The 22,432-nt window shown below is 66.6% G+C and carries 16 protein-coding genes and 2 tRNA genes; 9 read left to right on the forward strand and 9 right to left on the reverse strand.

Features of this window, described 5'->3' with window-relative positions; all coding sequences use genetic code 11:
- Positions 1 to 61: 61 nt before the first annotated feature.
- The 5 genes from ACWMMN_RS09920 (at position 62) to ACWMMN_RS09940 (ending at position 3,882) form a co-directional block, all read left to right on the forward strand.
- Positions 62 to 1,630 carry a protein adenylyltransferase SelO gene (locus tag ACWMMN_RS09920; RefSeq protein WP_486422624.1) on the forward strand — a complete coding sequence of 523 codons (1,569 nt, stop codon included), beginning with the start codon at positions 62 to 64 and terminating at the stop codon, positions 1,628 to 1,630.
- Between the two features lie 45 nt (positions 1,631 to 1,675).
- A complete protein-coding gene (gene msrB, locus ACWMMN_RS09925) occupies positions 1,676 to 2,107 on the forward strand; it encodes a peptide-methionine (R)-S-oxide reductase MsrB (protein WP_059233938.1) in 432 nt (143 codons plus the stop codon).
- A gap of 133 nt (positions 2,108 to 2,240) precedes the next feature.
- The gene (locus ACWMMN_RS09930; RefSeq protein WP_059233937.1) at positions 2,241 to 2,771 is read left to right on the forward strand and encodes a septation protein A; all 531 of its coding nucleotides are present in this window, start codon (positions 2,241 to 2,243) and stop codon (positions 2,769 to 2,771) included.
- Between the two features lies 1 nt (position 2,772).
- The gene (locus ACWMMN_RS09935) at positions 2,773 to 3,081 is read left to right on the forward strand and encodes a BolA family protein (RefSeq protein WP_059233936.1); all 309 of its coding nucleotides are present in this window, start codon (positions 2,773 to 2,775) and stop codon (positions 3,079 to 3,081) included.
- Positions 3,082 to 3,099: 18 nt separating this feature from the next.
- Positions 3,100 to 3,882: a peptidylprolyl isomerase gene (locus ACWMMN_RS09940; RefSeq protein WP_059233935.1), complete on the forward strand. Its 783-nt coding sequence runs from the start codon at positions 3,100 to 3,102 to the stop codon at positions 3,880 to 3,882.
- 128 nt (positions 3,883 to 4,010) lie between these two features.
- On the opposite strand, the gene ACWMMN_RS09945 is transcribed toward ACWMMN_RS09940, so the two are convergent.
- Positions 4,011 to 4,556 (reverse strand): GNAT family N-acetyltransferase, encoded by a 546-nt coding sequence (locus tag ACWMMN_RS09945; RefSeq protein ID WP_486423223.1) that lies wholly within the window; start codon positions 4,554 to 4,556, stop codon positions 4,011 to 4,013.
- A 5-nt stretch (positions 4,557 to 4,561) separates the two neighbouring features.
- Positions 4,562 to 8,626: a phosphoribosylformylglycinamidine synthase gene (purL, locus tag ACWMMN_RS09950; protein ID WP_486422625.1), complete on the reverse strand. Its 4,065-nt coding sequence runs from the start codon at positions 8,624 to 8,626 to the stop codon at positions 4,562 to 4,564.
- Positions 8,627 to 8,953: 327 nt separating this feature from the next.
- Here purL and ACWMMN_RS09955 point away from each other — a divergent pair, with 327 nt between their 5' ends.
- The 3 genes from ACWMMN_RS09955 to pgi all read left to right on the forward strand — a co-directional run bounded on the left by ACWMMN_RS09955 (position 8,954) and on the right by pgi (position 13,587).
- The gene (locus ACWMMN_RS09955; RefSeq protein ID WP_059233933.1) at positions 8,954 to 10,255 is read left to right on the forward strand and encodes an FAD-dependent oxidoreductase; all 1,302 of its coding nucleotides are present in this window, start codon (positions 8,954 to 8,956) and stop codon (positions 10,253 to 10,255) included.
- A 53-nt stretch (positions 10,256 to 10,308) separates the two neighbouring features.
- Complete coding sequence (locus ACWMMN_RS09960) at positions 10,309 to 11,853, forward strand: NAD(P)H-hydrate dehydratase (protein ID WP_174993002.1); 1,545 nt, start codon at positions 10,309 to 10,311, stop codon at positions 11,851 to 11,853.
- A gap of 111 nt (positions 11,854 to 11,964) precedes the next feature.
- On the forward strand, positions 11,965 to 13,587 hold the full coding sequence (gene pgi, locus ACWMMN_RS09965; protein WP_059233931.1) for a glucose-6-phosphate isomerase: 1,623 nt from the start codon (positions 11,965 to 11,967) through the stop codon (positions 13,585 to 13,587).
- A 73-nt stretch (positions 13,588 to 13,660) separates the two neighbouring features.
- Here pgi and ACWMMN_RS09970 read toward each other — a convergent pair whose 3' ends face one another.
- The gene (locus ACWMMN_RS09970) at positions 13,661 to 14,362 is read right to left on the reverse strand and encodes an ABC transporter ATP-binding protein (RefSeq protein ID WP_342702323.1); all 702 of its coding nucleotides are present in this window, start codon (positions 14,360 to 14,362) and stop codon (positions 13,661 to 13,663) included.
- On the opposite strand from ACWMMN_RS09970, the gene ACWMMN_RS09975 reads away from it, so the two are divergent.
- The gene (locus tag ACWMMN_RS09975; protein WP_174993003.1) at positions 14,361 to 15,029 is read left to right on the forward strand and encodes an arylesterase; all 669 of its coding nucleotides are present in this window, start codon (positions 14,361 to 14,363) and stop codon (positions 15,027 to 15,029) included. The genes ACWMMN_RS09970 and ACWMMN_RS09975 overlap by 2 nt on opposite strands.
- A gap of 68 nt (positions 15,030 to 15,097) precedes the next feature.
- Here ACWMMN_RS09975 and ACWMMN_RS09980 read toward each other — a convergent pair whose 3' ends face one another.
- The 6 genes from ACWMMN_RS09980 to clpP all read right to left on the reverse strand — a co-directional run bounded on the left by ACWMMN_RS09980 (position 15,098) and on the right by clpP (position 22,398).
- On the reverse strand, positions 15,098 to 17,032 hold the full coding sequence (locus tag ACWMMN_RS09980; protein WP_174993004.1) for a SurA N-terminal domain-containing protein: 1,935 nt from the start codon (positions 17,030 to 17,032) through the stop codon (positions 15,098 to 15,100).
- Between the two features lie 276 nt (positions 17,033 to 17,308).
- Positions 17,309 to 17,385: transfer RNA gene (locus ACWMMN_RS09985), tRNA-Asp, on the reverse strand.
- Positions 17,386 to 17,408: 23 nt separating this feature from the next.
- Positions 17,409 to 17,484, reverse strand: a tRNA-Val gene (locus tag ACWMMN_RS09990).
- Between the two features lie 204 nt (positions 17,485 to 17,688).
- Positions 17,689 to 20,112 (reverse strand): endopeptidase La, encoded by a 2,424-nt coding sequence (gene lon / locus ACWMMN_RS09995; protein WP_059233927.1) that lies wholly within the window; start codon positions 20,110 to 20,112, stop codon positions 17,689 to 17,691.
- Between the two features lie 197 nt (positions 20,113 to 20,309).
- Positions 20,310 to 21,581 (reverse strand): ATP-dependent Clp protease ATP-binding subunit ClpX, encoded by a 1,272-nt coding sequence (clpX, locus tag ACWMMN_RS10000; RefSeq protein ID WP_006489345.1) that lies wholly within the window; start codon positions 21,579 to 21,581, stop codon positions 20,310 to 20,312.
- A 163-nt stretch (positions 21,582 to 21,744) separates the two neighbouring features.
- A complete protein-coding gene (clpP, locus tag ACWMMN_RS10005) occupies positions 21,745 to 22,398 on the reverse strand; it encodes an ATP-dependent Clp endopeptidase proteolytic subunit ClpP (protein ID WP_010092137.1) in 654 nt (217 codons plus the stop codon).
- Between the last annotated feature and the right edge of the window lie 34 nt (positions 22,399 to 22,432).

Consider the following 22,432-nt stretch of genomic DNA (forward strand, 5'->3'; position numbering starts at 1 on the left):
CGCCACCATGCGGGCGGCGCGGCGCCGCCTTACAATATCGGCTTACCCAGAGGCGCTCAACATGTCGTTTTCCCGAAGCGCAGCCGATGCGGCTGACACCCTCCCCGACCTCGCCGCCACGCTCGGCGCGCCCGCCGTAGGCGCGTTCGTCACGCTCGGCGATGCGTTTCATACGCGGCTGCCGGCCGCGCCGCTTGCCGCGCCGTACGTCGTCGGGTTCTCCGACGAAGTCGCGCAGCGGCTCGACCTGCGGCCGTCGATCGCCGCGCAGCCCGGCTTCGCCGAGCTGTTCGCCGGCAACCCGACGCGCGACTGGCCCGCGCACGCGATGCCGTACGCGTCGGTGTATTCCGGCCACCAGTTCGGCGTATGGGCCGGCCAGCTCGGCGACGGCCGCGCGCTGACGATCGGCGAGCGCACCGGCACCGACGGCCGCCGCTACGAGCTGCAATTGAAAGGCAGCGGCCGCACGCCGTACTCGCGGATGGGCGACGGCCGCGCGGTGTTGCGCTCGTCGATCCGCGAATTCCTGTGCTCGGAAGCGATGCATCACCTCGGCATCCCGACCACGCGCGCGCTGACGGTGATCGGCTCCGATCAGCCGGTGGTCCGCGAGGAAATCGAGACGTCGGCCGTCGTCACGCGCGTGTCGGAAAGCTTCGTGCGCTTCGGCCACTTCGAGCACTTCTTCTCGAACGATCGCCCCGACCTGCTGCGCCAGCTCGCCGATCACGTGATCGACCGCTTCTATCCCGAATGCCGCGACGCGGACGATCCGTACCTCGCGCTGCTCGAAGCCGCGACGCTGCGCACGGCCGACCTCGTCGCGCAGTGGCAGGCCGTCGGCTTTTGCCACGGCGTGATGAACACCGACAACATGTCGATCCTCGGCGTGACGATCGACTACGGCCCGTTCGGCTTCGTCGACGCGTTCGATGCGAACCACATCTGCAACCACTCGGACAACAAAGGCCGCTATGCGTACCGGATGCAGCCGCGCATCGCGCACTGGAACTGCTACTGCCTCGCGCAAGCGCTGCTGCCGCTGATCGGGCTGCAGCACGACATCGCCGACGACGATGCGCGTGCCGAGCGCGCAGTGGACGACGCACAGGCCGTGCTCGCGAAATTCCCGGAACGTTTCGGCCCCGCGCTCGAACGCGCGATGCGCGCGAAGCTCGGCCTCGAGCTCGAACGCGAGAACGACGCCGAACTCGCGAACAAGCTGCTCGAGACGATGCACGCGAGCCATGCGGATTTCACGCTGACGTTCCGCCGCCTCGCACAGATCTCGAAGCACGACGCGAGCCGCGACGCCCCGGTGCGCGACCTGTTCATCGACCGCGAAGCGTTCGATGCGTGGGCGAACCTCTACCGCGCGCGGCTGTCCGAGGAAATGCGCGACGACGCGGCCCGCGCGGACGCGATGAATCGCGTGAACCCGAAATACGTGCTTCGCAACCATCTGGCCGAAGTCGCGATCCGGCGCGCGAAGGAAAAGGATTTTTCGGAAGTCGAACGGCTCGCGCAGATCCTGCGCCGCCCGTTCGACGAACAACCCGAGCATGAAGCGTACGCGGCGTTGCCGCCCGACTGGGCCGGGTCGCTCGAAGTGAGCTGCTCGTCCTGAGCCCGCAACCCGCGCGTATCGACCGACCGATCAGGAGAACCCCACATGTCCCACGATTCCGACGACAAAACCTTCCCGTACCAGAAGGACGACGCCGACCTGCGCCGCCGGCTCACGCCGATGCAGTACGAGGTCACGCAGCATGCGGCGACCGAGCGCGCATTCACCGGCGAATACACCGACACGGAAGACGCCGGCATCTACAAATGCGTCGTCTGCAGCACGCCGCTGTTCGAATCCGGTTCCAAATTCCACTCGGGCTGCGGCTGGCCCAGCTACTTCAAGCCGCTCAACGGCGAGGTGATCGACGAGAAGGTCGACTACTCGCACGGGATGGTGCGCGTCGAGGTGCGCTGCAACCACTGCGGCGCGCATCTGGGCCACGTCTTCGAGGACGGCCCGCGCGACCAGACCGGTTTGCGGTACTGCATCAATTCGGCTGCGTTAAACTTCGAGTCCCGACCCGAAAACGAATGAGCGGCGCCGGGCGGATCTGCCGGGCGGTCAGCCTCGGGCCGGACCGCCCCGACGATCCGCGACGGCGATGCCTGGCGGGTCCCTACAACGGTGAAAGGCCGCTCAAGCGGCCTTTCACGCAGCTGCGAGCGCCATGAAATTCCTGTTCGATCTGTTTCCGATCATCCTGTTTTTTGTCGCCTTCAAGGTCTGGGGCATCTTCACCGCCACCGCGGTCGCGATCATCGCGACGCTGGCCCAGGTCGCCTGGGTCGCCTTCCGGCACCGGAAGGTCGACACGATGCTGTGGGTCAGCCTCGGCGTGATCGTCGTATTCGGTGGCGCCACCCTCGTCCTGCATGACGAGAAATTCATTCAATGGAAACCGACTGTGCTGTACTGGTTGTTTGCGATCGGGTTGCTGGCCGCGCGTTATGCGTTCAGCAAGAACCTGATCGAGAAGATGATGGGCAAGCAGCTCACGCTGCCGTCCCCCGTGTGGGACAAGCTGAATGTGGCATGGGCGCTGTTCTTCGCGGTGCTCGGCGTCGCGAACCTGTACGTGGTGCACAACTTCACCGAATCGCAATGGGTGAACTTCAAGCTGTTCGGTACGACGGGCGCGATGGTCGTATTCATCATCCTGCAGAGCCTGTGGCTCACGAAATACCTGAAGGACGAGTGACATGACGGACGCCTTTCTCAACGCCTCGACCGGCGAACGCGTCGCGCTGATCGAAGCGCGCCTCACAGCGTCGCTCGCGCCGCTGTCGCTCACCGTGCGCGACGACAGCGCGCAGCACGCGGGCCACGCCGGCGCGGCCGCCGGCGGCCATTTCACGGTCACGATCGTGTCGGCCGCATTCGCCGGCAAGCCGCGCGTCGCGCGGCACCGGCTGGTGTATGATGCGCTCGCTGATGCGATGCAGCGCGGCATTCACGCGCTCGCGATCGTGGCTTACACGCCCGAAGAATTCAACGAATCTTCAATCTAGTCTCATTAGGAATTCCCGATGATCCTGAAATCCCCCCGCCTGTGGGTCGCGGCGGCTGCTTTTGCAGCGGCACCGGCATTCGCCCAGAACATCGCCGTCGTGAACGGCACGCCGATTCCGAAGTCGCGCGCCGACGCGATGGTCGCGCAGCTCGTCCAGCAAGGTCAGGCCGACGGCCCGAAACTGCAGCAGGCCGTGCGCGAGGAACTCGTGAACCGCGAAATCCTGATGCAGGAAGCCATCCGCGAAGGCATCCCGAACCGTCCTGACGTGAAGGCGCAAGTCGCAGTCGCGCAACAGACCGTCGTGCTGCGCTCGATGATCGAGAGCTTCCTGAAGAAGAACCAGCCGACCGACGCCGAAGTGAAGGCGCGCTACGACGACCTCGTCAAGGGCGCCGGCGGCAACCGCGAATACCACCTGCACCACATCCTCGTCGACAACGAGCAGCAGGCGAAGGACCTGATCGCGAAGATCAAGGCCGGCGCGAAGTTCGAGGATCTCGCGAAGCAATACTCGAAGGATCCGGGTTCGGGCAAGAACGGCGGCGATCTCGACTGGTCCGACCCGAAGGCCTACGTGCCGGAATTCGCGGCGGCTGCGCAGAAGCTGCAGAAAGGCCAGATGACCGACACGCCGGTGAAAACGCAGTTCGGCTGGCACATCATTCGCGTCGACGACATCCGCGACATCGCCCCGCCGCCGCTCGAGCAGGTGAAGGCGCAAATCGCGCAACAGCTGGTGCAGCAGAAGCTGCAGGCGTTCGAGGAAGGTCTGCGCCAGCAGGCGAAGATTCAGTAACGCCGGCGATACTCGCCCGTGCATCGAAAAGCCGCTCTTCGGAGCGGCTTTTTCGTTGGGTGCGCGAAAACGTGCCATAAAAAAGCCGCTCCGAAGAGCGGCCTGTTCCGTACCGGACGTCACCCGCACTATGCGGGATAAAACACGTCGTGATAGCGCACGTCACCCGACGGCAGCGTGGCCGAATCATCGAACGACAGCGCGAGGAAATACTCGGGCGGCACGCCCGGAAACACGATGTCGCCGGACGGTTCGAACCCGAAACGCGCGTAATACGCCGGCTCGCCGAGCACGACGCAGCCACGCGCACCGAGCCGGCGCAACGCGTCGAGCCCCGTGCGCACGAGCCCCGCGCCGATGCTCTGCCGCTGGCAATCGGGCAGCACCGCGAGCGGCGCGAGCCCGTACCACTGCTGGCTGCCGGCCGGCTCGCCGCCGATCGCAACCGGCGAGAACGCGACGTGGCCGATGAGGCGAGCGTCGCGCTCCGCGACGAGCGACACGCTCAGCGCACCGTCCGCGCGCAGCGTCTCGACGATGCGCTGCTCGAACTGCCCGCCCTGCGGCTCGCCCGCGAACGCCGCGCGGATCACGCGGCCGATCGCGTCGGCCTCGCTCGCGCGTGCGTCGCGCAGCGTGACGACCTCGACCGGCATGTGCGGATCGAACATCATCCGGATCAGCCGATCCAGCGACGCGCGTTGCGGAACACGCGCATCCACGGGCTTGCTTCACCCCAGCTTTCCGGGTGCCAGCTCATCGCGACCGTACGATGCACACGCTCCATGTGCGGCATCAGCACCGAGAAGCGGCCGTCGGCCGTCGTGACCGACGTGATGCCGGCCGGCGAGCCGTTCGGGTTGAACGGATAGCGCTCGGTCGCTTCGCCGCGGTGGTCGACGAAACGCATCGCGATCGCGACGCGATCGATGTCGCCCTGCTGCGAGAAGTCTGCATAACCTTCGCCGTGCGCGACCGCGACCGGAATCCGCGAGCCTTCCATCCCCGCGAAGAAGATCGACGGCGACTTCTCCACTTCGACGAACGAGAAGCGCGCCTCGAACTGCTCGGACTTGTTGCGCGTGAACTTCGGCCACGCTTGCGCGCCCGGGATCATCGACGCGATGCTCGACAGCATCTGGCAGCCGTTGCAGATGCCGAGGGCGAACGTGTCCGGACGCGCGAAGAACGCCGAGAACATGTCGGCGAGGTTCGCGTTGAAACGGATCGTCTTCGCCCAGCCTTCGCCCGCGCCCAGCACGTCACCGTACGAGAAGCCGCCGCATGCGACCGCACCCGCGAAATCGGCGAGCGTCGCACGGCCCGCGAGCAGGTCGCTCATGTGCACGTCGTGGGCGTCGAAGCCCGCGCGGTCGAACGCGTAGGCCGTTTCCAGGTGCGAGTTCACGCCCTGCTCGCGCAGGATCGCAACGCGCGGCCGTGCGCCCGTCGCGATGAACGGCGCGGCGATGTCGTCGGCCGGATCGAAGCTCAGCACCGGCGAGATGCCCGGATCGGCCGCGTCGAGCAGCGCGTCGTATTCGGCATCCGCGCAGGCGGGGTTGTCGCGCAGGCGCGCGATGCGCCAGCTCACTTCGCTCCATGCGCGATGGAGTTCGGCACGCGGTGCATCGAAGATCTTCTTCGCGTCGCGGTACACCTCGATCACGTCGCGGTCGTTGACCGAGCCGATCACGTGCGAGCACGCCGACAGGCCGAACTCGCGCAGCGCGCCGAGCACCGCGTCACGGTCGGACGCGCGCACCTGCACGACGGCGCCGAGTTCTTCCGAGAACAGCGCGCGCAGCGTGCGGTCGTCACGACGGCCGCTCGTCTGCTTCGCCCAGTCCTTCGCGTCGCCGTAGTCGGATTCGTGGTTCGGGTCGAGCGTCAGCATGTCGACGTTCAGCGACACGCCCGCGTGGCCCGCGAACGCCATTTCGCACACCGTCGCCCACAAGCCGCCGTCCGAGCGGTCGTGGTACGCGAGCAGCTTGTCTTGCGTATTGAGCGACTGGATCGCGTTGAAGAAGCGCTTCAGGTCTTCCGCATCGTCGACGTCCGGCGTCGTGTCGCCGACCTGCTGCGTGACTTGCGCGAAGATGCTGCCGCCCATCCGGTTCTTGCCGCGGCCGAGATCGATCGCGATCAGCACGCTGTCGCCCGCGTCGACGACACGGCGCAGTTGCGGCGTCAGGTGGCGGCGCACGTCTTCGACCGGCGCGAACGCGGAGATGATCAGCGACACCGGCGACACCACTTCCTTCGCGACGCCCTGCTCGTCCCACTTCGTCTTCATCGACAGCGAGTCCTTGCCGACCGGGATGCCGATCCCGAGTGCCGGGCACAGCTCCATGCCGATCGCCTTGACCGTGTCGAACAGCGCGGCGTCTTCGCCGGCCGTGCCGCACGCGGCCATCCAGTTCGCCGACAGCTTCAGCTTGTCGAGCGACGCGATCGGCGCGCTCGCGATGTTCGTGATCGCTTCGCCGACGGCCATGCGGCCCGATGCCGGCGCGTCGATCACGGCGAGCGGCGTGCGCTCGGCCATCGTCATCGCCTCGCCCTTGAAGCCCGCGTAGTCGAGCGCGGTGACCGCGCAGTCGGCCACCGGCACCTGCCACGGGCCGACCATCTGGTCGCGCACCGATGTGCCGCCGACCGAACGGTCGCCGATCGTGATCAGGAACGACTTGCTGCCGACCGTCGGGTGCTTCAGCACGTCGACCGCGACTTCCGACAGTGCGATGCCCGTCACGTCGACCGGCGCACGCTCGGTCGCCACGCGCGCGACGTCACGGTGCATGCGCGGCGGCTTGCCGAGCAGCACTTCCATCGGCATGTCGACCGGGTATTCGTCGGCACCCGCCGCTTCGTCGTCGACGAGCTTCAGCTGGCGTTCGTCGGTCGCGACACCGACCACCGCGAACGGGCAGCGCTCACGTGCGCAGATTGCCTCGAAGCGCGGCAGGTCGGCCGGCGCGATCGCCAGCACGTAACGCTCCTGCGCTTCGTTCGACCAGATTTCGCGCGGCGACAGGCCCGATTCCTCGAGCGCGACCTTGCGCAGTTCGAAGCGCGCGCCCTTGCCCGCGCCGTCGACGATTTCCGGGAACGCGTTCGACAGGCCACCCGCGCCGACGTCGTGGATGCTCAGGATCGGGTTTTCCGCGCCGAGCTGCCAGCAGCCGTTGATCACTTCCTGCGCGCGACGCTCGATTTCCGGGTTGCCGCGCTGCACCGAGTCGAAGTCGAGTTCGGCCGTGTTCGCGCCGGTCGCCATCGAGCTTGCGGCGCCGCCGCCCATCCCGATCCGCATGCCGGGGCCGCCGATCTGGATCAGCAGCGAGCCGGCCGGCACGTCGTGCTTGTGCGTATGCTGATCCGCGATGTTGCCGAGGCCGCCCGCGATCATGATCGGCTTGTGATAGCCATGCACCTTCCCGCCGACGTTCTGCTCGTACACGCGGAAGTAGCCGCCGAGGTTCGGGCGGCCGAATTCGTTGTTGAACGCGGCGCCGCCGAGCGGGCCGTCGATCATGATCTGCAGCGGCGACGCGATGCGGTCCGGGCGGCCATACGGGCCGTGCGCGTCGTTCGGGTTGCGCTCGCCGACCGGCTGCGCCGCGTCGCGTGCGTTTTCCCACGACTGGCGGGCGTCCGGCAGGTCGAGGTTCGACACGGTGAAGCCCGTCAGGCCGGCCTTCGGACGCGCGCCGCGGCCCGTCGCGCCTTCGTCGCGGATCTCGCCGCCCGCGCCGGTCGCCGCGCCCGGGAACGGCGAGATCGCCGTCGGGTGGTTGTGCGTCTCGACCTTCATCAGCGTGTGCGTGAGCTCGGTGTGACGGCCGTAGCGCTCGCCCGGCTCGCCGGCCGCGCCCACGTTGCGCGGGAACCAGCGCTCGGCTTCGGCGCCGACCATGATCGACGAGTTGTCCGAATACGCGACGATCGTGCCCTGCGGGTTCAGCTTTTCGGTGTTGCGGATCATCGCGAACAGCGACATGTCCTGTGCTTCGCCGTCGATCGTCCACTGCGCGTTGAAGATCTTGTGGCGGCAGTGCTCGCTGTTCGCCTGCGCGAACATCATCAGCTCGACGTCGGTCGGGTTGCGTTCGAGCTTGCGGAACGCGTCGACCAGGTAGTCGATCTCGTCGTCGGCGAGCGCGAGGCCCAGCTCGACGTTCGCGCGCTCGAGCGCGCCGCGGCCAACGCCCAGCACGTCGACGGTCTCGAGCGACTTGGCCGGCAGCTCGTCGAACAGGTGCTTCGCGTCGTCGCGCGCCGCGACCACGCTTTCGGTCATCCGGTCATGCAGCGCGTCCAAGACGGCTGCACGCGCGTCGTCCGACAGCGCCTTCTTGCCGCCGAGCAGGCCCGACTTCAGCGTGACCGTGAATTCGACGCCGCGCTCGATGCGGCGCACGTGCGTGAGGCCGCAGTGCCGGGCGATGTCGGTCGCCTTGCTCGCCCACGGCGAAACCGTGCCGAAGCGCGGCAGCACGACGAAGGTCTCGGTCGTGCCCTTCTCGCCCGCCGGCTGGAACGGCTCGCCGTAGTGCATCAGCGCGTCGATGCGCGCGCTGTCGTCGGCCGCCAGCGGCTCGGCCGCATTGACGAAGTGCAGGAACTGGCCGCGCACCGCGACGATGTTGGCGTCGATTTGCCTGAGCGTGTCGAGCAGACGGGTTTGACGGAAATCGGAGAGGGCCGAAGCGCCGGGAAAACACGAGAAGTGAGCCATGGGCTGGACTGACGTCGATGAGTCGCGCGAGGTGGCGACGTGGGGCGAAAGGAAGGCCGTAATTATACCCGGAAGTCGGCCGCCCAAGACCGGCCGATCGGTAGTCCGCATGCACCGCAACGGTGCCCGGGCACGCGGCGAGCACGGCCGCCCTCCGGGCCGGCCCGCACGGGCCCACGCGCCGGCCGCCGCGGTGCGACCGCACGGCGCATGCGCGCCCGACGCCGGCTCCCGCGATTTTGGCGCTATCATTCCGGGTTCACCGGGCCGGGCCCTCAGCGAATTCTCACCGGGCGGCGTGCGCGCCGCCCGTCATCGAAGCAATCCATGGATGTCATCGTCATCGGCGGCGGAATCAGCGGCGTCGCCACCGCCTACCAGCTGCGCGCGGCCGGCCATCGCGTCTGCGTGGTCGAACGCCACGCGACCGTCGCGCAAGGTGCGACCTACGGCGACGGCGGCGCGCTGCTGCCGAGCCCGCTCGACGTCTGGTTCGGCCCGACTTTCATGCGCCAGCGCCAGCCGCGCGACAGCGGCATCGTCTACAAGCCGGGCTTCAACGGCGGCGTGCGCCGCTTCGTCAAGCAGCTCGGCGGGCTGCGCGAGCCCGACGCGTTCGCCGCACAGTACGCGCGGCTGCGCCCGCTGATCGACGCGTCGCGCGACACGCTCGCCGATATCGAAGCGCGCCTCGAACTCGAGTTCGAGCAGAAGCCCGGGATCCTGCATGTGGTGCGCGACCCGCGCGACTGGGACGCACTGCAGCCTGCGCTCGACCTGCTGCGCACGCTCGACCAGCCGTACCGCACGCTCACCGCCGACGAATGCGCGGCACTCGAACCGTCGGTGCCGGCCGAGCCCGGCTTTGCCGGCGGCGTGCTGCTCGAAACCGAGCGCACCGGCAACTGCCCGCTGTTCGCGAAACTGGTCAAGCAGACGCTCGACGAGCATGGCGTGCAGTTCCGCTTCGGCGCGGACGTCGCCGCGATCCGCGTCGATAACGGCCGCGCCGCGGTCGAGCTCGCGCCGTCCGGCCAGCGGACCGCGGCCAAGGCGCGCGAGGTCGACGTGATTTCCGCCGACGCGATCGTGGTCGCTGCCGGCGCCGGCAGCGTGCCGCTGCTCGAGCGGCTCGGCTGGCGCCTGCCGCTGCACCCGGTCCGCGTCCATACCCTGACCGCGCCGGTCGCGTACGAAGAGCACGCGCCGCATCTGAGCGTCGTCGATTCAATCAAGCGGATCTCGATCACGCGCACCCATCAGCGGCTGCGCATCGGCGGCGGCGCCGTGCTGCAAAGCCTCGCCGACACCGCCAAACCGCTCGCCGAGCCGCTGTCCGAGGCCGCGCTCGCGCTGCTCGGCCAGGCCGTCCACGACTGGGTGCCGGGCGCCGCCAGGATTTCGGCCGCGCTGTCGTGGCAGGGCATGCAGCTGCTGTCGCCGGACGGCCTGCCCGTCGTGGGTCCGACCCCGCATCCGCGTGTGTTCGTCAATTTCGGGCATGGCCCGACCGGCTGGGGGCTCGCTTGCGGGTCTGCTAAAGTGGTGACCGACTACCTGGGCGGCAACGCCCAGCACTGGCCCGCCGACACGCTCGCCGCGCTCAGCGCCGGCCGCTTCACGACCTGACCGCCGCGGGCTCGCCCCGTGGCGGCATCCTTGCCAGCCGCCACGATCCCGCGATGACCGTTCCCCGCCCGCTTCCCGATTCCGATCCGATCGCGCTGCTGCGCGTCACCGACCTGCGCGCGGCCGAAGCCGACGCCACCGCGGCGCTGCCGCCGCACACGCTGATGGGACGCGCGGGCGCCGCCGCCGCGCGCTGGCTGTCCGAGCGCGTCGCCGGCGACGCGCGCCCCGTGTGGTTCGCGGTCGGCCCCGGCAACAACGGCGGCGACGCGCTGGTGGCCGCCGCCCAGCTCCAGCAGCTCGGTGTCGCGACGCAGGCGTGGATGCCGGTACCGGTCAGGCCGGACGACGCGCAATGGGCGCTCGGCCTGGCCCGCGCGGCCGGCGTGCCGCTGTCGGCCACACCGCCCGCGGCGCTGGACGAATTCGCGTGGGTCGTCGACGGGCTGTTCGGCATCGGTCTCGGCCGCGCGCTCGACGGCGCGTTTGCCGAGCAGGCTGCGCGCATCGCCGCGCATGCACGCGGCGGTGGCCGCGTGCTCGCACTCGACGTGCCGAGCGGGCTCGACAGCGATACGGGCCGGATCGTCGGCGCGGGCGTCGCCGTCACGGCCACCCACACGCTCACCTTCATCGGCGCGAAGCCGGGCCTCTACACGGGCGACGGCCGCGATCTCGCCGGCGAGATCGACATCGCCTCGCTCGACGTCGCGCCGCCCGCCGCACCGGCCATCATGCTGAATGCGCCTGCGCGGTTCGCCGCGGCGCTGCCCGCACGCGCGTTCGCATCCCACAAGGGCACGTACGGCAGCCTTGCGGTACTCGGCGGCGACACCGGCATGTGCGGCGCACCGATTCTGGCCGCACGCGCCGCGTTGTTCGCCGGTGCCGGCAAGGTGCACGTCGGCTTCCTCGGCGCCGGCGCGCCGCCGTACGATCCGCCATTCCCCGAACTGATGCTGCATCCGGCCGACACCCTCGATCTCGGCGCGATGACCGCGATCGCGGCCGGCTGCGGGCTCGGCACGCGCGAAGCCGCGGCGACGCTCGTACGCGACGTGCTCGCGCACGACGCCGTGACGCTGCTCGATGCCGACGCGCTGAACCTCGTCGCGACGCACGCCGACCTCGCGGCCGCCGTCGCCGCACGCGGCGCGCGCGGCAATCCGTGCGTGCTGACGCCGCATCCGCTCGAAGCCGCCCGCCTGCTCGGCAGCGACACGGCGGCGGTGCAGCACGACCGCATCGCGGCCGCGCAGGCGCTCGCGGCACGTTATGCGGCGATCGTCGTGCTGAAAGGCTCAGGCACGGCGATTGCGGCACCCGACGGCCACGTGACGATCAACCCGACCGGCAACGCGGCGCTCGCCACCGGCGGCACCGGCGACGTGCTCGGCGGCCTGATCGGCGCACTGCTCGCACAGCGCGTCGCGCCGTACGAAGCGGCGCTCGCGGGTGTCTACCTGCACGGCCTCGCGGCCGACACGCTGACCGCGAACGGCACCGGCCCGGCCGGGCTCACGGCCGGCGAGCTCGCGCCGATGGTGCGCACGCTGATCAATCGCCTTTTTTATCCGTCGCCGCGCGCCGACACGTAACGCCGCTATACTGACTGCCCCGCCGCACGGCGGGCCTTCTCGTCCGCCGGCCTTCCGATCCCGATGAGCCGGCGCGGCATTCCTCCCGATTCACGCTTCACTCGAACCGCCATGACGCTGAATTCGCTCCCCGCCTGGACTGCCCTTCAATCCCACTTCGAACAGATCCGTCACGCTCGCCTGCGCGACTGGTTCGCGCCGGAAAACGACCACGCGCCGACTCGCGCCGAACGCTTCACGATTCCGGGCGGCGGCCTCGCGGCCGATTTCTCGAAGAACCGCATCAACGACGACACGCTGCGCCTGCTCGTGCAGCTCGCACGCGACGCGGGCGTCGAAGCGCGCCGCGACGCGATGTTCGCCGGCGAAATCGTCAACCCGACCGAAGGCCGCGCCGCACTGCACACCGCACTGCGCGCGACCGACCCGCAAGCGCCGTTCCACGCGCAGGTGAGCGCCGAGCGCGCGAAGATGGCGACCTTCGCGCGCGCCGTGCGCAGCGGCACGTGGACGGGCTATACGGGCAAGCGCATCCGTCACGTGATCAACATCGGCATCGGCGGCTCCGATCTCGGGCCGAAGATGGTCGTGCATGCACTGCATCACGTCGCGACGCCGGACATCTCGACCCACTTCGTGTCGAACGTCGACGGCGCCGATCTCGCGCGCGTGCTCGAACAGGTCGATCCCGAAGAAACGCTCGCGATCATCGTGTCGAAGACCTTCACGACGCTCGAGACGATGACGAACGCCCGCTCGCTGCGCGACTGGTTCGTCGCGCGCGGCTGCCCGGAGGACGCGCTATCGAAGCACTTCGTCGGCGTGTCGGCGAACCCGGCCGAAGTCGTGAAGTTCGGCATCGCCGCAGAAAACGTGTTCGAAATGTGGGACTGGGTCGGCGGCCGCTATTCGCTGTGGTCGGCAGTCGGCCTGTCGATCATGATCGCGATCGGCCCCGAGCAGTTCGACGAGCTGCTGGCCGGCGCGAACGACATGGACCGCCATTTCCGCGAAGCGCCGCTGGAGCGCAACCTGCCGGTGCTGCTCGGCCTGATCGGCATCTGGTACCGGAATTTCTTCGGGTCGCAGAGCTATCTCGTCGCGCCGTACTCGGAAGCGCTGCACTACCTGCCGTCGTACCTGCAGCAGCTCGAAATGGAGAGCAACGGCAAATCCGCGCGCCTGGACGGCACGTTCGTCGATTACCCGACGTCGGCCGTCACGTGGGGCGAGCCGGGCACCAACGGCCAGCACGCGTTCTTCCAGATGCTGCACCAGGGGCCGACGATCGTGCCGATCGACTTCATCGCGGTGCTGACGCCCGAGCATCTGCTCGCGAGCCATCATCCGAAGCTGCTCGCGAACTGCTTCGCGCAGAGCGAAGCGCTGATGCTCGGCCGCACGCTCGAAGAAGCGCTCAAGGTCGCCGGGCCGGGCAAGGAAGCGCTCGCGCCGCACCTGACGTTCCCCGGCAACCGCCCGACCACGACGCTGCTCGTCGATGCGCTGACGCCGCGTACGCTCGGCGCGCTGATCGCGCTTTACGAACACAAGGTGCTCGTGCAGGCAACGGTGTGGGACATCAATCCGTTCGACCAGTGGGGCGTCGAGCTCGGCAAGATTCTCGGCAAGGTGGTGGAAGCCGATCTGTCGGCCGGATCGGTCGATCCGGCGAAGCACGACTCGTCGACCACGGCGCTGATCGAGCGCGCCCGTGCGGCGCTGAAGCGCTGACGCAACGGGCTCATGCCCGTGCCGGCCGCGCAGTACGTCCTGCGTGGCCGGCAAAAAAAACGCATGCGCGGCGCTATGCCGTATGCGGCGCGACGATGCGGCCGGCGTCGAGCGTCACGGTCGTCTCGCAGCGGCGCGCGAGTTCGGCATCGTGCGTGACGAGCACGAGCGTGGCGCCGTGCGTGCGGTTCAGTTCGAACATCAGGTCGATGACTGCATGGCCCGTCGCCGCGTCGAGACTGCCGGTCGGCTCGTCGGCAAACAGGATCGACGGGCGCGTGACGAAGGCGCGCGCAAGTGCGACGCGTTGCTGCTCGCCGCCCGACAACAGCTTCGGATAATGCGCGGTGCGTTCGCCGAGCCCGACCTGCACGAGCAGCGCGCGGGCACGGTCGGCCGCATCGCGTGCGCTGATGCCGCCCTGCAGTTCGAGCGGCAGCATCACGTTTTCGAGCGCCGTCAGGTGCGGCATCAACTGGAACGACTGGAACACGAACCCGACCGCGCCGTTGCGCAGCGCGGCGCGCGCGTCCTCGTCGAGCGAGTCGAGCGCGCGGCCGAGCAGGCGAACCGTGCCGCTCGTCGCGCTGTCCAACCCTGCAAGCAGGCCGAGCAGCGTCGATTTGCCCGACCCCGATGCGCCGACGATCGCGAGGCTGCTGCCCGGCCGCACGGCAAGCGTGATGCCGTCGAGGATCGTCAACTCGCCCGTTGCATCGGCAACCCGCTTGCACACGTCATGGACTTCGATGATCGGATCGGTAATCTTGAACATGGACACGACATTTCGCTGGAAAAGACGCACGGCGGTCGCCGCGCTGCTGGGCACGCTGCTGGCCGTCACCGTGCCGGCACACGCCGCGACGGCGCCGACATCGGGCCCGCCCGTGATCGTCGTGCTCGGCGACAGCCTGTCGGCCGAATACGGCTTGCCGCGCGACACCGGCTGGGTTGCGCTGCTGCGGCAACGGCTCACGACCGAGCGAATCGATTATAGCGTCGCGAACGCCAGCGTCAGCGGCGACACCACGAGCGGCGGTCGTGCGCGGCTGCCCGCGGTGCTGCAGCGGCTCAAACCTTCGATCGTCGTCGTCGAACTCGGTTCGAACGATGCACTGCGCGGCGTGCCGCTCGCGACGACCGAGCAGAACCTGCGCGACATCATTGCCGGCGCGCGACGTGTGCAAGCGAAGGTCGTGCTGGTCGGCATGTACGTGCCGCCCAATTACGGCCCCGACTACACGCAGAAGTTCCACGCCGTCTACACGCGGCTGTCGAAAGATCTCGACGTGCCGCTCGTGCCGTTCCTGCTGGCCGGCATCGAGAACAAGCCCGAGATGTTCCAGGCTGACCAGATGCATCCCGCGCAGCAGGCACAGGGCATCCTGCTCGACAATGTGTGGCCGGCGCTGAAGCCGTTGCTCGGCAAGCCCCGCGGCTGACGCCCCCTGCCGGAAAACAAAAAGCCCCGCTCGAAGCGGGGCTTTTTGGATTGCGGGCGAAACGGTGTTCAGTCGTCGCCGTCCTGCTTCTGGCTCGACGTCGAACCGTACAGCTTCACCTTCGAGCGATCGCGCAGCGCGGTGAGATAGGCCTCGCCTTCGCTCTGTGCGTCGACCTGCGCCATCTGCTGCTGTGCGGCCGCCAGTTGCTGCGGATCGACTGCCGAACCCGGGATCACCGCGTTCACACGGTAGATCGCGTAGCCGTCCGCGCCGAGATCGACACCGACGTAAGCCGGCAGCGTCTTTGCATCGACCTTGTAGACGGCGCTCAGTGCAGCCGGCGTCAGACCTTGCGACTGCGTGCGCGACACCTTCTGCGCAACGGAGAACCCGTCAGCCGACTTCGACTTCTGCAGCTCGGCGAGCTTCGCCACGCCATCCTTCTTCGCGAGTTCCGCGGCCTGCTCGGCGACGACCTTCTGGCGCACGACGTCCTTGATCGCGTCGAGCGCGGGCACGGCAGCCGGCTTGTAGTCGGTCACGCGCGCCGAGATCAGCGTGTTGTTGCCGACGTCGATCGCCTGCGTGTTGTTCTGGCTCTTCACCGAGTCGTTTGCGAATACCGCAGCCAGGAGCTTCGGATTGTTCAGCGGGCTCGTCGGCGGCAGTTGCGGATTCGGCGTCGGCGTGACGGTGGCCGTCTGGATCGTCAGCTTGTACTTGTCCGCGGCCGGCTGCAGCGTCTTCGCCTTTTCGTACACGGTCGACGTGAAGCCTTCCGCGTTGTCCGTGAACGCCTTCGATGCGTACTGCTGCTTCAGGCTGGCGGCGATCTCGTCCTTCACTTCCGCGAACGGCTTGACGACTGCCGGCTTCACTTCGGTCGCCTTCAGGATGTGGAAGCCGAGATCCGACTGCACGACACCGCTCACGTCACCCTGCTTGAGTGCGAACGCCGCATCGTCGAACGCCTTGCCGCCGGCCGTCGAACCGCGCGTGATGAAGCCGAGGTCGCCGCCCTTCGCTGCCGACGGCGCGTCCTGCGAATTCTTCTGCGCGATTTGCGCGAACTGGTCCGGATGCGCCTTCACGTCGGCGAGCAGTTGCTCGGCCTTCGTCTTCGCTGCCGTCTTGTCGGCCGCGCTGGCGCTGCCCGGCGCCGCGATGAAGATGTGGCTCACGCGCACTTGCGCTTCGGTGCGGAAGTGCGTCGGGTTGTCGTCGTAGAACTTCTTGATGTCCGCGTCGGTCGGCTGCGCGCTCGCGGCCGCTGCGGCCGGCGAATAGACGAGGTACTGGATCGTCGCGGTTTCCGGCGTCGCGAAGCTCTGCTTGTGCGCGTCATAGTACGCGTTGAGCTGCGCGTCGGTCGGCTGGACCTTCGCGGCGAAGTCGCTCGTCTTCAGCACCAGCGCCTGCACTTCGCGCTGCTGCGCGGCGAGTTCGGACAGACGTTGCGCGAGGCTCTTCGGCGTGAATGCGCTCGACACGATGCTGGCCGGAATCTGCTGCAGCGACAGGCTGTAGCGCACACGCTCCTGGTACTGCTCGGGCGTCATCCCCTGGAACGACAGCAGTTGCGCATAACGCTCGACGTCGATCGACCCATCGGGCTTCTTCAGCGAAGCGATCATCGGATCGCTCATCAGTGCATCGCGCACGGCATTGTCGGACGCGGTCAGGTGCAGACGTTGCGTCTCGTCGGCCAGCACACGTTGCTGGATCAGGCCGTCGAGCACCTGCTTGCGATGCTCGGGCGTATCGAACATCTTGACGTCGAACTGCCCGCCGAGCGCCTGGCGGGCCTGGTCGATCTGCTGGCGGAACGCGCCGTCGAATTCGACCCGCGTGATCTTGTGCCCGTTGACCGCCGCGACGTTCGCACTGTCGTCGAAGAAACCGCGGAAGCCTTGGATCCCGACGAAACCCAGCCCCGGCAACACGATCAGGAGCAGGAGCGCCATCATCAGGCGCTGGTGATTACGGAAGAAATCGAGCATGCGTGACGGGAAAATTGGACAAAACGTCCGATATTACAACATACGGGGTGGGACGGGAGAAAAGCAGACGTACTGCGCGCGAGCGCAGCCGGAAACACCCATGAAAAAGCCCGCGCGAGGCGGGCTTCTTCATTTTTCTGGCGAAGCGGACGGGACTCGTCTACATCGTGCGGGCCGCGCAGGCGGCTTCCTCCACTCCGCAATCACGCGCCCGATTACGGGCGCAATCGACGATGAAAATAAAAAAGCCCGCACAAGGCGGGCTTTCTTATTTTCTGGCGGAGCGGACGGGACTCGAACCCGCGACCCCCGGCGTGACAGGCCGGTATTCTAACCGACTGAACTACCGCTCCTTGGTCTGGCTGAATCGTGAAACTGGTGGGTGCTGAGGGGTTCGAACCCCCGACCTACGCCTTGTAAGGGCGCCGCTCTACCAGCTGAGCTAAGCACCCGTTTCCGATTCGTTCTGACTGCGATCTGCGTTTCCGCATCAACAATCAGCGAGCCCGCAAGTTTAATTCATCCCCGATCATTTTGCCAAGCCCATCCGCGAATTTTTTTAACATTCGCGCGCACGCTTCCGAAGCGCATAAAAAAACCCGCGGACATGCCGCGGGTTTCGTGAACAACCGTCAGCAACGACGGCGTTCCAGGTCTCAGTGCTTGACGACTTCCGTCGAGCCGGCATCTTTCGCCGCCTCGCCGACCGGCGCTGCTGCCTTCGCCTCTTCTTCCGGCGGCAGCGGCGTCGGCGAACGCTCGAGCGCGAGTTCCAGCACCTTGTCGATCCAGCGGACCGGCACGATCTCGATCGCGTTCTTCACGTTGTCCGGAATGTCCGCGAGATCCTTCACGTTCTCTTCCGGAATCAGCACGAGCTTGATGCCGCCGCGATGCGCAGCCAGCAGCTTTTCCTTCAGCCCGCCGATCGGCAGCACTTCGCCACGCAACGTGATTTCGCCCGTCATCGCGACATCGGCACGCACGGGGATACCCGTCAGCACCGACACCAGCGCGGTCGTCATCGCACCGCCGGCGGACGGACCGTCCTTCGGCGTCGCACCTTCCGGCACGTGGATGTGGATGTCCTGCTTCTCGAACGCTTCGTCCTTGATGCCCAGACGGCGCGAGCGCGAGCGCACGACAGAACGCGCAGCCTCGACCGACTCCTTCATCACGTCGCCGAGCGAACCCGTACGGATCACGTTGCCCTTGCCCGGCATCACCGCGGCTTCGATCGTCAGCAGATCGCCGCCGACTTCCGTCCACGCGAGGCCCGTCACCTGACCGACCTGGTTTTCCTTCGCCGCGAGGCCGAAGTCGTACTTGCGCACGCCGAGGAACGTGTCGAGGTTCTCGCCATCGACCTTGATCGCGCCCGATGCCTTCTTCAGCAGCAGCATCTTCACGACCTTGCGGCAGATCTTCGACACTTCCCGCTCGAGCGAACGCACACCGGCTTCGCGCGTGTAGTAGCGGATGATGTCGCGGATCGCCTGTTCGGTGACGTCGATCTCGCCGTCCTTCAGCCCGTTGTTCTTCTTCTGCTTCGGCAGCAGGTAACGCTGGGCAATGCTGACCTTCTCGTCTTCCGTGTAACCCGACAGACGGATCACTTCCATCCGGTCGAGCAGCGGCGGCGGGATGTTCAGCGAGTTCGACGTCGCAACGAACATCACGTCCGACAGATCGAAGTCGACTTCGATGTAGTGGTCGGCGAACGTGTGGTTCTGTTCCGGATCGAGCACTTCGAGCAGCGCCGACGACGGATCGCCGCGGAAATCCATACCCATCTTGTCGACTTCGTCGAGCAGGAAGAGCGGATTGCGCACGCCGACCTTCGCGAGGCTTTGCAGGATCTTGCCCGGCATCGAACCGATGTACGTACGGCGGTGGCCGCGGATCTCGGCTTCGTCACGCACGCCGCCGAGCGCCATCCGGACGAACTTGCGGTTCGTCGCACGGGCGATCGACTGGCCGAGCGAGGTCTTGCCGACGCCCGGAGGCCCGACGAGGCACAGGATCGGCGCCTTGACCTTGTCCACGCGCTGTTGCACCGCGAGATACTCGAGGATCCGTTCCTTGACCTTCTCGAGGCCGAAGTGATCCTCGTCGAGCACCTGCTCGGCGTTCGACAGGTCGTTGTTGACCTTGCTCTTCTTGCGCCACGGCAGGCCGATCAGCGTGTCGATGTAGTTGCGCACGACGGTCGCTTCCGCGGACATCGGCGACATCAGCTTCAGCTTCTTCAGCTCGGCGTCGGCCTTCTTCTTGGCTTCCTTCGGCATGCGCGCGGCGTTGATGCGCTTCTCGAGTTCCTCGAGATCCGCACCCTCTTCGCCTTCGCCCAGTTCCTTCTGGATCGCCTTGACCTGTTCGTTCAGGTAGTACTCGCGCTGGCTCTTTTCCATCTGGCGCTTCACGCGCCCGCGGATGCGCTTTTCGACCTGCAGGATGTCGATCTCGGCTTCGAGCTGCGCGAGCAGGTGCTCGAGGCGCTCGATGACCGGGAACATCTCGAGGATGTGCTGCTTCTGGTCGAGCTTCAGCGGCAGGCGCTCGGCGATCATGTCGGCGAGGCGGCCGGCTTCGTCGATGCCCGACAGCGACGTGAGGATCTCCGGCGGGATCTTCTTGTTCAGCTTCACGTACTGGTCGAACTGCGACACGATCGCACGGCGCAGCGCTTCCGTTTCAGCGCTGTCGGCGTGATCGGGCTCGAGCGGCATCACTTCGCAGGAGAACTGCGTCTCCTGTTCTTCGATCGACAACGCCTTCGCGCGCTGCAGGCCCTCGACGAGCACCTTCACGGTGCCGTCCGGCAGCTTCAGCATCTGCAGGATGTTGGCGATACAACCGACCTCGTACATGTCCTTTTCGGTCGGTTCGTCCTTGGCCGCGGTTTTCTGGGCGACGAGCATGATGTGCTTGCCGCCTTCCATCGCTGCTTCGAGGGCCTTGATCGATTTCGGCCGGCCCACGAAGAGCGGAATGACCATGTGCGGGAAAACGACGACGTCCCGCAGCGGCAGCAGCGGGAGCGTGATGCGTTCCGGCGGGAGAAGTTGGGTGCCTGACATTTCATTTCCCCATGAGTGGAATCAATTGTTCGGTAATTGAGGCCGCCACAACGAATTGCAAGCCTTCAAGTGCGGGAAATATTCGGTAAGAAAGTAACCACCGCGTGTCGAGTCAGAGTTACCCACAAGATAAACGAAAAAAAGCCGCCCACGGTCTCATGAACGGCCTTTTTCGCAGAACATCGTCGGCAAGCCGGTCAGTTCGAACCCGCCACCTTCGGCGTGTCCTCGTAGATCAGCAAAGGCTTGCCGTCGCCATCGATGACGTTCTCGTCGATGATGACTTTGCTGACCCCTTTCATCGTCGGCAGCTCGTACATCACGTCGAGCAGCGCCTGTTCGATGATCGAACGCAAACCGCGCGCGCCGGTCTTGCGGCGGATCGCCTTGCGGGCGACTGCCTGCAGCGCGCCCGGCCGGATTTCCAGCTCGACGCGCTCCATCGCGAACAGCTTGTGATACTGCTTGACGAGCGCATTCTTCGGCTCGACCAGGATCTTCATCAGCGCGGCTTCATCGAGCTTGCCGAGCGTCGCGACCACCGGCAGGCGGCCGATCAATTCGGGGATCAGCCCGAATTTGATCAGGTCTTCCGGTTCCGTCTCGCGCAGCACTTCGCCCGCGTCGCGCTCCTGCTTGCTCTTGACCGTTGCGCCGAAGCCGATGCCGGTTTTCTCGGTGCGATCGGTGATCACCTTTTCGAGACCGTCGAATGCGCCGCCGCAGATGAACAGGATGTTGGTCGTGTCGACCTGGATGAAATCCTGGTTCGGATGCTTGCGGCCGCCCTGCGGCGGCACCGACGCCATCGTGCCTTCGACGAGCTTCAGCAGCGCCTGCTGGACACCCTCGCCCGACACGTCGCGCGTGATCGACGGGTTGTCCGACTTGCGGCTGATCTTGTCGATTTCGTCGATGTAGACGATCCCGCGCTGGGCCTTGTCGACCTCGTAGTTGCAGTTCTGCAACAGCTTCTGGATGATGTTCTCGACGTCTTCGCCGACGTAGCCGGCTTCGGTCAGCGTCGTCGCATCGGCGATCACGAACGGCACGTTCAGCAACCGCGCGAGCGTCTGCGCGAGCAGCGTCTTGCCGGAGCCCGTCGGGCCGATCAGCAGGATGTTGCTCTTCGACAGCTCGACGTCATCCTTCTTGTCGAGATGCTTCAGGCGCTTGTAGTGGTTGTACACGGCCACCGCGAGGATCTTCTTCGCGCGCTCCTGGCCGATCACGTACTGATCGAGGATGTCGCGAATTTCCTGCGGGCTCGGCAAATCCGACCGGGACAGGCTGGCCTCGACGCCGGCGGCAGCCGCCTCGTCGCGAATGATTTCGTTGCAGAGGTCGATACATTCATCGCAGATGAACACCGACGGGCCCGCGATGAGTTTTTTCACCTCATGCTGGCTTTTCCCGCAAAACGAGCAATACAACAGCTTCTCGCTGTTCGAACCTTTTTTGTCCGCCATGAATGTAGAGCCTCCGGACAGGTAAATGACATGATACGCCGAATGCTCCGGACGCCGCGCCTAGGGCGCGACCGGAGCCGGCTGGATGTGCTTGCCGCAGATGCTCAGGGCGTTCGGGACAGCAGGGGCCGCCGCACGAATCGGGGCGGCACCCCACTTATGCTCACGGGCGCTTCAGCAGCACCTGATCGATCAGCCCGTATGCCTTCGCATCCTCGCTCGACATGAAGTTATCACGGTCGGTGTCGCGCGCGATGCGCTCGACGTCCTGGCCCGTGTGCTGCGCGAGCAACTGGTTCAGCCGCTCCTTCAGGTAGAGGATTTCGCGTGCCTGGATCTCGATGTCGGATGCCTGGCCGCGCGCGCCGCCGAGCGGCTGGTGAATCATCACGCGCGAGTTCGGCAGCGCGAAGCGCTTGCCCTTCGCACCCGACGCGAGCAGGAACGCGCCCATGCTGGCCGCGAGCCCCATGCACAGCGTCGACACGTCCGGCTTGATGAACTGCATCGTGTCGTAGATCGCCATGCCGGCCGACACCGAGCCGCCCGGGCTGTTGATGTAGAGGCTGATGTCCTTGTCGGGATTCTCGCTCTCGAGGAACAGCAATTGCGCGACCACGAGGTTGGCGGTCTGGTCGTTCACTTCGCCGACCATGAACACCAGGCGCTCCTTCAGGAGACGCGAGTAGATATCGTACGAACGCTCGCCGCGGCCGCTCGTTTCGACGACGATCGGCACCAGCCCCAGCGCTTGCGCCTCGAAACCCTGCGGCGCGTTCGAAGCAAGCATGTCCAGCAATTCAGCGCGAGTGATCATTCAATGAACCTTGTTCGAATGGAAAATTGAACGG

The sequence above is a fragment of the Burkholderia cepacia complex sp. TUM26381 genome (assembly GCF_057439935.1).

Bases quoted from the DNA above. Each gene is read 5' to 3' on its own strand.
- ACWMMN_RS09975 (WP_174993003.1), top strand. From the start codon at position 14,361: ATGGACACGACATTTCGCTGGAAAAGACGCACGGCGGTCGCCGCGCTG.
- ACWMMN_RS09960 (WP_174993002.1), top strand. From the start codon at position 10,309: ATGACCGTTCCCCGCCCGCTTCCCGATTCCGATCCGATCGCGCTGCTG.
- ACWMMN_RS09980 (WP_174993004.1), bottom strand. From the start codon at position 17,032: ATGCTCGATTTCTTCCGTAATCACCAGCGCCTGATGATGGCGCTCCTG.
- msrB (WP_059233938.1), top strand. From the start codon at position 1,676: ATGTCCCACGATTCCGACGACAAAACCTTCCCGTACCAGAAGGACGAC.
- ACWMMN_RS09930 (WP_059233937.1), top strand. From the start codon at position 2,241: ATGAAATTCCTGTTCGATCTGTTTCCGATCATCCTGTTTTTTGTCGCC.
- clpX (WP_006489345.1), bottom strand. From the start codon at position 21,581: ATGGCGGACAAAAAAGGTTCGAACAGCGAGAAGCTGTTGTATTGCTCG.
- purL (WP_486422625.1), bottom strand. From the start codon at position 8,626: ATGGCTCACTTCTCGTGTTTTCCCGGCGCTTCGGCCCTCTCCGATTTC.
- ACWMMN_RS09945 (WP_486423223.1), bottom strand. From the start codon at position 4,556: ATGATGTTCGATCCGCACATGCCGGTCGAGGTCGTCACGCTGCGCGAC.
- clpP (WP_010092137.1), bottom strand. From the start codon at position 22,398: ATGATCACTCGCGCTGAATTGCTGGACATGCTTGCTTCGAACGCGCCG.
- ACWMMN_RS09940 (WP_059233935.1), top strand. From the start codon at position 3,100: ATGATCCTGAAATCCCCCCGCCTGTGGGTCGCGGCGGCTGCTTTTGCA.
- ACWMMN_RS09935 (WP_059233936.1), top strand. From the start codon at position 2,773: ATGACGGACGCCTTTCTCAACGCCTCGACCGGCGAACGCGTCGCGCTG.
- lon (WP_059233927.1), bottom strand. From the start codon at position 20,112: ATGTCAGGCACCCAACTTCTCCCGCCGGAACGCATCACGCTCCCGCTG.
- ACWMMN_RS09970 (WP_342702323.1), bottom strand. From the start codon at position 14,362: ATGTTCAAGATTACCGATCCGATCATCGAAGTCCATGACGTGTGCAAG.
- pgi (WP_059233931.1), top strand. From the start codon at position 11,965: ATGACGCTGAATTCGCTCCCCGCCTGGACTGCCCTTCAATCCCACTTC.
- ACWMMN_RS09920 (WP_486422624.1), top strand. From the start codon at position 62: ATGTCGTTTTCCCGAAGCGCAGCCGATGCGGCTGACACCCTCCCCGAC.
- ACWMMN_RS09955 (WP_059233933.1), top strand. From the start codon at position 8,954: ATGGATGTCATCGTCATCGGCGGCGGAATCAGCGGCGTCGCCACCGCC.